Annotated in this window: 9 protein-coding genes; 4 read left to right on the top strand and 5 right to left on the bottom strand. The window is 40.6% G+C overall.

Translation table 11 applies throughout. From position 1 onward, the window contains the following. The 3 genes from IE056_RS08335 to IE056_RS08325 all read left to right on the top strand — a co-directional run. On the top strand, positions 1–3,370 hold a 3,370-nt coding region (locus IE056_RS08335), incomplete at its 5' end, for an HYR domain-containing protein (RefSeq protein WP_189604235.1). Between the two features lie 10 nt (positions 3,371–3,380). Continuing rightward, positions 3,381–4,289 (top strand): PorP/SprF family type IX secretion system membrane protein, encoded by a 909-nt coding sequence (locus tag IE056_RS08330; protein WP_189604234.1) that lies wholly within the window; start codon positions 3,381–3,383, stop codon positions 4,287–4,289. A gap of 15 nt (positions 4,290–4,304) precedes the next feature. Further along, positions 4,305–6,182: an OmpA family protein gene (locus IE056_RS08325; protein WP_189604233.1), complete on the top strand. Its 1,878-nt coding sequence runs from the start codon at positions 4,305–4,307 to the stop codon at positions 6,180–6,182. Between the two features lie 98 nt (positions 6,183–6,280). Here the strand turns inward: IE056_RS08325 and IE056_RS08320 are convergent, their stop codons facing one another. The 5 genes from IE056_RS08320 to pyrR form a co-directional block, all read right to left on the bottom strand. Further along, on the bottom strand, positions 6,281–6,781 hold the full coding sequence (locus IE056_RS08320; protein ID WP_189604232.1) for a CAP domain-containing protein: 501 nt from the start codon (positions 6,779–6,781) through the stop codon (positions 6,281–6,283). A gap of 203 nt (positions 6,782–6,984) precedes the next feature. After that, complete coding sequence (locus IE056_RS08315) at positions 6,985–7,890, bottom strand: ribonuclease Z (RefSeq protein WP_189604231.1); 906 nt, start codon at positions 7,888–7,890, stop codon at positions 6,985–6,987. Between the two features lie 61 nt (positions 7,891–7,951). After that, a complete protein-coding gene (locus IE056_RS08310) occupies positions 7,952–8,284 on the bottom strand; it encodes a ribonuclease Z (RefSeq protein WP_189604230.1) in 333 nt (110 codons plus the stop codon). 45 nt (positions 8,285–8,329) lie between these two features. After that, entirely contained in the window at positions 8,330–9,259 is a 930-nt protein-coding gene (locus IE056_RS08305) for an aspartate carbamoyltransferase catalytic subunit (RefSeq protein WP_189604229.1), read from the bottom strand. 16 nt (positions 9,260–9,275) lie between these two features. After that, complete coding sequence (gene pyrR / locus IE056_RS08300) at positions 9,276–9,815, bottom strand: bifunctional pyr operon transcriptional regulator/uracil phosphoribosyltransferase PyrR (RefSeq protein ID WP_189604228.1); 540 nt, start codon at positions 9,813–9,815, stop codon at positions 9,276–9,278. Positions 9,816–10,023: 208 nt separating this feature from the next. Here pyrR and IE056_RS08295 point away from each other — a divergent pair, with 208 nt between their 5' ends. Next, on the top strand, positions 10,024–11,889 hold the full coding sequence (locus IE056_RS08295; protein ID WP_189604227.1) for a DUF389 domain-containing protein: 1,866 nt from the start codon (positions 10,024–10,026) through the stop codon (positions 11,887–11,889). The last annotated feature ends 32 nt before the right edge of the window (positions 11,890–11,921 follow it).

The following is an 11,921-nucleotide window of genomic DNA, read 5'->3' as shown; positions in this document are numbered from 1 at the left end:
TTCTGATAACTGCGAGTTCACCGTTGAACAAACTGCCGGATTAGCTTCAGGAAGTGAATTCCCATTGGGAACCACTACCAATACTTTCGTGGTGACCGATGCTGCCGGAAACACTGCTACCTGTAGCTTTGACGTAGTGATCACCGATGATGAAGATCCAACGCTTGAGTGTCCTGCTCCTATTAACGTAAATGTTGATGAAGGAACTTGCGGCGCGGTTGTAGAATTCTCAACTCCTAAAGGTTTTGACAATTCAGGTTATGTAACTGTAACTCAAATTGCCGGTCCGGTGTCAGGAGAAGTTTTCCCTGTGGGAACTACTACTGTGACTTTCCAGGTGGAAGATGCTTCCGGAAATACTGCAAACTGTAGCTTTGAAGTAACTGTAAATGATTACGAAGCTCCTGAAATTACTTCAGTTGCCAATATCACTCATAATGTAGATGTGGATTCATGTTCTGCAACTGTGGAATACGAATTGCCGACTGCCACCGACAATTGTCAAGGTGTGGAAGTTACTTTAACCGAAGGTTTAGCTTCAGGAAGTGAATTCCCGCTTGGAGTTACTGAAGTAACTTACACTGCTACCGATGCTGCAGGAAATACCGTGACTACCACTTTTACTGTAACTGTGGTTGATAATATCGCTCCGGAAATCACCTGTGCTGGAAATATCTCTCAAACTGTTGGAGAAAATGGACCTACAGCAGTTGTAACTTACGATGCTCCTGTAGCTTCTGATAACTGCGAGTTCACCGTTGAACAAACTGAAGGTTTAGCTTCAGGAAGTGAATTCCCATTGGGAACCACTACCAATACTTTCGTGGTAACTGATGCAGCCGGAAACACTGCTACCTGTAGCTTTGATGTGACTATCACGGATGATGAAGATCCAACGCTTGAGTGTCCTGCTCCAATCAACGTAAATGTTGATGCAGGAATCTGCGGCGCAGTTGTAGAATTTACAACTCCGGAAGGTTTTGACAATTCAGGAGATGTAACTGTAACTCAGATCGCCGGTCCGGTGTCAGGAGAAGTTTTCCCTGTGGGAACTACTACTGTGACTTTCCAGGCGGAAGATGCTTCAGGAAACACTGCAACCTGTAGCTTTGATGTAACTGTAAATGATAACGAAGCTCCTGAAATCACTTCAGTTGCTAACATCACTAAGAATGTAGATGTGGATTCATGTTCTGCAACTGTGGAATATGAACTACCAACTGCCACTGATAATTGTGAAGGGGTTGAAGTAATTTTAACTGAAGGCTTAGCTTCAGGAAGTGAATTCCCACTTGGTGAAACTACTGTGACTTACACAGCGACTGATGCTGCAGGAAACGAAGTAACTACTACTTTCACTGTAACCGTGGTTGATAATATCGTTCCTGAAATTGTTTGTACAAATGACATTTTTGATACTGTAATTTCCGGTGGAACCACTGCAGTTGTAACTTACGATGCTCCTGTAGCTTCTGATAACTGCGAGTTCACCGTTGAACAAACTGCCGGACTTCCTTCAGGAAGTGAATTCCCATTGGGAACCACTACCAACACTTTTGTAGTAACCGATGCTGCCGGAAACAGCGCTACCTGTAGCTTTGACGTAATCATCACCGATAATGAAGATCCAACAATCACCTGCCCTGCTCCAATCAACGTAAATGTTGATGCCGGAATCTGTGGCGCGGTGGTAGAATTTACAACTCCAGAAGGTGATGACAATTCAGGAGATGTAACTGTAACTCAAATTGCCGGTCCGGTTTCAGGAGAAGTTTTCCCTGTGGGAACTACGACTGTAACTTTCCAGGTGGAAGATGCTTCCGGAAATACTGCAACCTGTAGCTTTGATGTAACAGTAACTGATAATGAGGATCCTGAAATCACTTCAGTTTCAAACATTACTCAAAATGTAGATGTAGATTCATGTTCTGCAACTGTGGAATATGAACTGCCAACTGCCACTGATAATTGTGATGGTGTAACTGTGACATTAACTGAAGGTTTAGCTTCAGGAGAAGTTTTCCCACTTGGTGAAACTACTGTGACCTACACAGCAACCGATGCTGAAGGAAACGAAGTAACTACTACTTTCACGGTAACTGTGGTTGATAACATCGCTCCAACTGCTCCGTTTATTGCCGATGCTACCGGAGATTGTGAAGTAAACATTACCGTTCCTGTTGCAACAGACGGTTGCGCCGGGGAGATCACAGGTACAACCCAGGATCCGCTAAACTATACCGAGAGTGGTGAGTATTCTATCACCTGGACTTTCGATGACGGGAACGGAAATATTTCCACCGCTACTCAAAAGGTTATAATTGAAGATACTTCAGCTCCTGAATGGACTTCAGCTTTACCTCAGGATGTTAGTGCTGAATGTAACAACATTCCGGAAGCAGCAACTTTAAATGCAGCAGATAATTGTGGGGTGAATGTGACATTTTCCGAAGAAATGGTGCCTTCAGATTGTGCTTCAGAATATCTTCTTACAAGAACCTGGACAGCCACAGATATTAGCGGAAATGCTATTTCTCACACGCAGATCATTTCCGTAGAAGATAATTCGGCTCCAACACTAGTGAGCGAGCTTCAGGAAGTAATCAATATTACTTGTGAAGAAATTCCTTTGGCTCCGGAACTGGAGTTCACCGATAATTGTTCTTCCGAAGTAAATGTCGAGTTTGAAGAAACTATGACAGATGCAGAAAACGGAAGTTTTACCATCACCAGAACCTGGACTGTAACAGATTGCCCCGGAAATGAAGCTGTATATACCCAGACCGTAAATGTAAATCCTGCTTCCAATGAAATAGAAACAACTACTATCGATCTTTGTATTGAAGATGTGACTTTTGAATTATCTGATCTTCTGGTCGGCGAATTCAATGAAACCGGAACCTGGGAAGATCCGCAGCAAACAGGGGCACTACAAGACGGTGCAATTGAACCTTCCCTGCTTCAGGTCGGGTTGTATTCGTTTAATTATGTGATCAATGACGGTGCCTGCTCTACCACGACGACTGTACAGGTAAATATTAATGATGATTGTATCGTGCTTCCTTGTGGTGTTGAAGATATTATAGGCAGTATTTCCAAGACTGTTACTCCAAACGGTGATAACCGCAACGATTTCTTTACTGTTGGACTTGATATTGACTGCGGATTCTCATACGACCTACAGGTCTTTAACAGATGGGGTAATAAAGTGTATGAAGCCAGAAATTACCAGAATGACTGGGATGGAACTTCCAGTAGTTCGGTGACCGGTTCAAATCAACTCCCTGCAGGAACCTACTATTATATTATAAATATCAACCAAAGTGGATTTGAACCAATTCAAAGCTACATCTACCTGGGAACAAAATAACTTGTTGGAAATGAAAAGATTCTATATCATAATTTTTATCCTGTTTGCCGGTGTTACGACGTATGCGCAGCAACTGCCGCAGTTTACGCAGTATATGTATAACACCATTTCGATAAATCCGGCGTATGCAGGAAACCGGGATGCCATATCTGTGGTTGGGCTTCACAGGAGTCAGTGGTCAGGATTGGAAGGTGCGCCAAAAACGCAGACGCTGTCCATCCACTCCCCGCTTCGGAATGAACAAATCGGCCTCGGACTTTCCATTATCAATGACAAAGCAGGTTACGAGAATTACACCTATGCCTACGGAGATTTTTCCTATACCATTAATCTGAGTGCATTCACCACCCTTTCCTTCGGAATTAAAGCCGGAATGAGCTATTACAACCTGGATGAAGAACTTCTGACAGATGTGCCCGATGATCCTTTTTTTAACGGAGACACTTTTAACCGGTGGACTCCCAATTTTGGCGCCGGATTATTTCTTTCTGCGCAGGACTGGTACATCGGATTTTCTGCTCCGAAACTACTGAACAATGACAACAACAACCACAGTGAATATGTGGCGCTGGAACAGGTACATTATTATTTAACCGGTGGTTATGTTTTTGATCTTAATGAATCTCTGAAACTACGACCTTCCACGCTGTTGAAAGCAACAAAAGGAGCTCCACTTTCGCTGGATATTTCGGGCACGCTTATTTATGATGAGAAAGTCTATTTTGGCGCAAATTACAGGTTTGACGATGCTGTGGGAGCCTTTGTTGATTTCCAGATAGTTCCTTCCTTCAGGGTTGGATATGCGTATGAGTATTCTGTTTCAGATTTGCAGCCTTACACTTCCGGTACCCACGAGATCCTGTTGATCTATGAATTCCGAAGACAAAACACTAAATACAAATCCCCAAGGTTCTTTTAAATAACTCCCCGGATTATGAATAAAAACTACTTTCTACTATTTATTTTTATTTGCCAGTCGTTTGTATTTTCTGCGCAGTCGGGAAAGCAAAAGAAAGCAGATCGGTTGTATGAGAATTTTGCATACACAAAAGCAATAGATGTTTACCGTGAGCTTCTGGAAAAGGAATACAATAAAGATTATAATCAGAGGAAACTGGCCGATAGTTATCTTCAGTTAAGAGATCCAGAAAGGGCTGTTGCATTATATGCTGAAGTGGTTCAACAACCGGAAATTTCTCCGGAATATTACTATAAATATGCCCAGGTTTTGCGTGGGGTTCGGGAATATGAAGAATCCAGAAACTGGCTTCAGAAATATCAACAAGAAGGAAAAAATCTGAACCTGGTAAAGAATCACCTTAATGAAGATGAGATAAATATTTTTCCGGGCCTGGAAACCTTCAGGGTACTGCCGGTACAATTTAACTCAGGTTTCAGTGATTTTGGAGCTTATGAAAACAAAGGAGTGATCTATTTCACTTCCGCAAGGGCTAAAGGAGCGAAAAATCCGAAGATCTATGACTGGAATGGAGAACCTTTTCTCGATGTATATACCAGTTCAAAAAGTGATACTGTACAGTCCCTTTCCGGAGATGTGAATTCTATACGTCATGAAGGTCCGCTGGTGATTTCTGAAGACGGAAAGACTATGTATTTCACACGGAACAACTATATCAACAATAAGAACGGAAAAAAAGATAAGGACAATGTTAACCATTTGAAGATCTACAAAGCTTCTTTGGTGGATGGCAACTGGACCAACATTCACGAGCTGCCTTTTAACAATAACAACTATTCAGTTGGACATCCTGCGCTTTCAAAAGATGGAAAAATGCTGTATTTTGCTTCTGAAGCCCCGGGCGGATTTGGAGGATCTGATCTTTATAAAGTTAACATTGAAAATGACATTTTTGGCACTCCTGAAAATCTTGGCCCTCACATAAACACTGCCGGAAACGAGGTTTTTCCGTTTGCTTCTGAAGATGCTAAATTATATTTTTCTTCCGATGGGCATAAGGGTTTCGGAATGCTGGATATTTTCGTGATCGATCTGGAAAGTCAGAAAAACCTTTACAATCTCGGTGAACCCGTCAACAGTAATCTGGATGATTTTTCGTTTTCTGTCTCTTCCGAAGAAACTTCCGAAGGCTTTATTGCTTCCAACAGGCCCGGCGGACAGGGAGGTGATGATATTTACAAAATGAAAATGCTAGCGCCTCTGATGTTAAAAGGAACCGTGACGGATTCCATTAACGGAAAACCTATTGCTAAAGCCACAATAAGGCTGATGGATGAAAACAGTAACCAGATCGCTTTTTTAGAAACCGACAGCCTTGGATTTTATCAAAAAGAAATCCGTCGAGACTTCATGTACCCTATCGAAGCAAAACACATAAAGTACGACCAAAAATCAGGTACAGTGAACAGTTTCAATATGGATGAGCAAACAGAGCTTATCTATGACATTGAATTGTCTCCCATAAACGATGTAGAATATTTAGCAGAAATTAATAAGATCTATTTTGATTTTGATAGACATAACATTCGTGCTGATGCTGCTGCCGAATTAGATAAACTGGTTAACCTGATGAAACATGAGTATCCCGGCCTGGTGATCGAGATAGGTTCCCATACAGATTTTAGAGGCTCCATAGAGTATAACAGGAAATTAGCAGACAGAAGGGCACTATCTACTTATAACTACCTCATTTCTAAAGGCATTTCTCCAAAAAGAATTGTAACTTACAAAGGCTACGGAGAATTGGAACCCGATGTGGATTGCGATACCTGCAGTGAAAAACAACATCAGTTAAACAGAAGATCCATTTTTAATGTGGTCCGGATGGAATAGGCTCTATCTAACCAACCACGAAAAACGAGGTCCAAAGGCCTCGTTTTTTAATTAACTCAAACATGAGAAAAGGGGGATTTTTAAATAAGGGGCAAAAATTATATTCTAACAAAAATATTAGTAAAGTATTTTTTCCCGTTGGCATCTTCTTTTACAGAGATTCCGAAGTGGGTAAGATCACCTTCCATGTTCTTCCGGTGTCCTTCACTTTCTATCCAAGCTTTCACTACAGCTTCAGCAGTATTATAACCGAAGGCAACATTTTCACTCACTGCTTTTGCATCTACAGATTCTGCCAAAGATGAATAACGGTTTGCAAAACCATCGTGGCTCACTTTATTCTTCTGGATCATATAAAAATTATGATCTTCTGCCTGCCAGGATACTTCATCTTTATAATCCAGCTCATTTAAACCCTTGCTAAACCTGTAATCGTTAACAAGATCCATAATGTTTAATTCAATCTCATTATAACTGACAGGAGCAACAACCGATACTAAATCGGAAGTCTCTCCTTCATCAAGACTTTCCTTTGAGCAGGATCCAAGGGTAAACACACAGAGTGCTAATATCCAGAACCGACAGGTAATTTTTTTCATACTAATCAATGGTAAACTTGGGACTTGAAAAGTAGGAAAAATATTCGATTAAAGAGCATTTTAATCGATGAACTACACAAATATAAGATATTTTAACACAAAATAACCTTCTACCCTACAGGCAGCAGCATTCATAAGCTGTATTTCATCGAATTATCACGCCAGATAATCGATAAAAGAAGCATTAAAAAAGGGAAGATTAATTAAAAGGAGAAGATTTTTCCATCATCTGCAAGTTCAACGGAAGAAAAGATTTCTTCAGCTTCAGTTTTGAATAGTTGAATGTCATTATATCGCGTCGAATAATGACCTAATACCAGTGTAGAAACGTTTGCCGCCCTGGCAATTGCTGCGGCTTCTTTTGCAGTAGAATGTTTGGTAGGATTTGCCAGGTATGCATGTTCTTCCAAAAAGGTGGATTCGTGGTAGAGCACCGTAACTTCCTTTAATTGTTCCACCATATCGGGATTGTACTTTGTATCGCTACAAAAAGCATAGCTCATTGATGGCTCGGGATCAGATGTTAGTTTTGAATTAGCAATGACAGTACCATCCTCCAGGATTGCGTCTTTTCCTTTTTTTATTCCGCGGTAATAAGCTACATCAATATTGTGGTTGAGCACCTCATTCATTAGTAACTTCCTGTCTCCCGGTTTTTCCCGGAACAGGAATCCGTTAGCATAAATACGATGTTTTAAAGGAATGGTCTCAACAGAGAATTTCTTAGTATTAAGAATATTTTCAGGTTCTTTGCTGTCCAGTTCGTGAAAGTACAGCGGATAACTCGTCCAGGAACTTGATAGCTTTAACTGAAGAGTAATAACTTCTTTAATTCCTTTTGGCCCGTAAATATGAAGTTCAGATTCCCTGTTTAGCAGTCTAAAGGTGGAGATTAAGCCTACTAATCCGAAGAAATGATCTCCATGAAGATGAGAGATAAAAATGTGTTTTATCCTGGAGAATTTAACCTTATTACGCCGTAATTCCACCTGTGTTCCTTCCCCACAATCTATTAAAACCAGTTCATTATTTATTTCAAGTACCTGTGAAGTAGGATTTGTAAAGGTCCTGGGGGTGGCAGCGTAACAGCCAAGAATGGTAAGTTTCATCAATTTTTAGCGTAGTATGGAATATGGCTCCTGCAGCCAATTCCAAAGATATCAATATAGATCAATCTTCAAGATCCCGTTCAATTTCTTCCATTTCAATCACATCCTCTGCCTCCCGCAATGTAGGTACAACCATTAGTTCATCGGGGATCTTATCAATATCCACCGCATTATTTACGATAACAAAAGATTTTTTTTCCATACGATGTCTGTCCGATAGCTCCAGAAAACTCAAAAGATGCTCATGGTGCAAGTCCTTGAAATTTTCTATATCAATTACCACATTATCATTTTTAAACTCTTCGTGCCGTTTGGTAAGTGTTGAAGAAAAATCGGTAATGTTCTCCTCCTGACATTCAATTCTTATATAATTCTTTTCCTGTGTCTTTTTCATCGAATTCCTGCTTTAAGCTAAAGTTAGTAAAAAGATAAAGTTTACCTACTGTTTTATTTTTGAAGCCAGTAGATAAATCACGGCCATTCTAACTGCCACTCCATTCTGGACCTGATCTAATATGATGGCCTGGTCTGAATCTGCAACATCACTCGTAATCTCCACCCCCCTGTTTATAGGGCCCGGATGCATTATCACTATTTTCTTGCTCAGCGAATCAAGCATGGCTTTATTTAGTCCAAAAAGCTGAATGTATTCCCGTGTACTAGGAAAATAGCTGATATCCATGCGTTCATTCTGCACCCGAAGCATATTGGCCACATCACACCATTCCAGTGCTTTACGCAGGTTAGGCTCCACCTCTACCCCTAAAGATTCAATATATTTTGGAATTAAAGTTTTTGGGCCACATACTTTTACCTGGGCTCCCTGAAGTTTTAAAGCAAAAATATTAGAAAGAGCCACCCTGCTGTGCAAAATATCTCCTACAATGACTACTTTTTTACCTTCAACACCGCCCAGTTTTTCCCTAATGGAATAGGAATCAAGAAGTGCCTGGGTAGGATGTTCATGTGCACCGTCTCCTGCATTCACAATACTGGCATTTACATGCCGCGAAAGAAAAATTCCCGCTCCGGGATTTGGATGCCGCATCACCACCATGTCTACTTTCATGGAAAGGATATTACTCACCGTATCAATTAGGGTCTCCCCTTTTTTAACAGAGGAAGAAGCAGCAGAAAAGTTGATGACATCTGCACTTAATCTTTTTTCAGCAAGTTCAAAAGAAAGTCGCGTTCTGGTGCTATTCTCAAAAAAAAGATTGGCAATGGTAATATCCCGTAAGGAAGGCACCTTTTTGATAGGTCGGTTGATGACTTCTTTAAAATGATCGGCAGTTTGGAAAATGAGTTCAATATCTTCCTTTTGAAGATATTTTATTCCTAATAAATGATTGACACTTAACTCACTCATAAACGGGGCCTATTCTTTATTTATTTATAACATACACAGCATCTTCACCTTCATTTTCCTTCCAGTGCACTTTTACTTTTTCTTCATTGATGGAGTCCACCTGCCTTCCGTTATAGTCGGGCTGTATGGGCAAATGCCTGCTAAACCTTCTATCAATCAGGGTAAGCAGTTCAATGTCTTTTGGTCTTCCGAAGGATTGAATGGCAGTGAGCGCAGCACGAATACTCCTTCCGGTGTAAAGCACATCATCAATAAATACCACCCGCTTATCTTCTACAATGAAATCAATTTTAGTTTTATTGGCCTCAAGCGGTTTATCACTTCTTCGGAAATCATCCCGGTAAAAAGTAATATCCAGAGCCCCAAGTTTAATTTTCTGAAGATGATATTCTTCCTCCAGAATTTTACTGATCCTTTCTGCCAGATAAATCCCCCTCGGCTGAATACCGATTAAGACGGAATTCTCAAAATTTGTATGATTTTCAATCAATTGACAGGCCAGGCGATGTAGAATAATGTTTACCTCTTTGGAATTAAGCAACACTTTTTGGCCCATATTAAATTTTTGTGCGGTAGTTATAAAAGCAAAAGTAAGATATTTTTTGGGAGATGTGAGAGCGAAAATTCAAAATGTTTGCATCTAAAAAAAACCGGAAACTCCTCGCAGAAACAAGCTGTATACGTTTAACTTAATCTTATGTACCCGATAAAATATTTATTTTGGTAAAATCTTATCTTGCACATATCCTAACCGAAAAATAAGAATGCTGTACATACTCCATCAACAGGAAGAAAAAGATGCCGTTGAGAAAAAGATCGTTCCTCTACTAAAGGATAAAAATTATGAACTTATTTCTTATCCCAGCGATAACCTGGAATTTTCTGAAGAAGATACTATTATTACCTATTTAGGGGATAGTCACTTAAGAAACCTGTTGCCACTCGCCGGAAAAAAGAAATGGTGCATTGGGGTCCTGCCACATCCCGAAGTGGTTTACACCATCAGAGGTTTGGGTATTTCCAATAATCTTGAAGAAGCCATTGAAGAAATCGTACATACACAAGAAAGGGAAACTATTGATCTTTTGTATTGTAATGGAAATCCGGTATTCCAATCGGTTAATATTGGGGACGTATTCATTCTTACAGAAGGAGAAGACAAAGCAGGTTTTGCTGCGGAAGTATGGAGGTTTTTAAAGAATATTAAACGCTTTACAGGTCTTTCCCACCGCTCATTTAAAATAAAGACCGACGAAGAAAAAATTGTTCGCACCTCTGCCCTTGGGATGATCGTGGTTGAACACCCTCATAACTCTGTAGTCTCAAAACGACTTGTTACCGGAAGTGCTGTAAATGACGGTATGTTCCATGTGCTTATACTTTCTCCGCAAAACATCCTGGAATTACTTTGGTTCTTCCTGCGAAGCCTGCTACCCATTAGCAATACCATGCAGCAGTTACCAAAATTTATTGGGAGCATCAAAACTTCCAATCTGCAAATACTGCCGGAGCAGGAAATAGAATTCACCATTGATGGAGTAAAGACAAAATCTTCAGAAATAAACCTGGAAGTACATTACGAAGCACTCGTACTTCAGCAATCGAGCATTTACAATGCAGAAAAAGGAAAGGCCAGTGAAAAAAAGAGTGTAAAGCTTAACCACCTGCCTAAGGGAGAAAAACAAAATGAACTGATTCGCAGAAAACTTCCGTGGATGCCCCGGGCTACCACCGAAGAGTTTCAGGATCTTTTTAAGGTATTGAGGGAAAATGCAAAACTGAGTGCTGCTTTCATGATCATGATGATCCTGTCCACGCTCATTGCCACTTTCGGACTCTTTTCAGATTCATCACCTGTTATTATTGGAGCCATGATCCTCGCTCCTATTATTTCACCAATCGTTTCATTTTCCATGGGTATGGTACGGTATGAAATTGGTATGCTTAAAAAAGGGATCATAACTATCATGGCGGGAACCATCGTTTGTTTATTGTTCTCTGCGGGAGTAACCCTTCTGGTCCCCTTACAAGTCCTTACTTCTGAAATCTCTGCTCGGCTTTCCCCCAACCTCCTCGACCTGGGAATTGCCATTGCTTCGGGAATTGCTGCCGCCTATGCCCATGCCGATGAAGAGATCGCAAGAAGTCTTGCAGGCGTAGCCATTGCGGTGGCTTTGGTACCTCCGCTTGCCGTAGCAGGAATAGGTATTGGCTGGTGGGATTGGGAAGTATTTTCGGGCGCATTTTTATTATACCTCACCAACCTCGCTGGTATTATCCTCTTTGCAGGAATTACCTTTTTATTCCTGGGCTTCGCGCCGTTTAAAAGAGCAAAAATGGGATTGATCTATACCACCATCATCATTTTATTTGTAACAGTTCCGTTATCTCTTACCTTCAACAGGGTACAGGAGGAATCAAGTATTACCAGGGAACTGGAAGGAGCCTCTTTTGAAGATTATATCCTTCGGGACGTAAAAGTACGGTATGGAGATCCTTTCAGGATTTCTGTAAAAGCGGTTGGCCCTAAAAATATTGAACCCGAGCAACTGGAAAGGATCAAATCTGAAATTGAGGAGAGAATTGGATATTCCATTATCCTGGAAGTAGTTTCAGCCTTAGAATATTAGTTTTAATTCAGAAAAAATTTTCTTCCTATAAT

The sequence above is a fragment of the Salinimicrobium marinum genome, from assembly GCF_014651535.1.
Classification (GTDB): Bacteria; Bacteroidota; Bacteroidia; order Flavobacteriales; family Flavobacteriaceae; genus Salinimicrobium; species Salinimicrobium marinum.
This window is presented reverse-complemented; position numbering and strand designations above follow the sequence as displayed.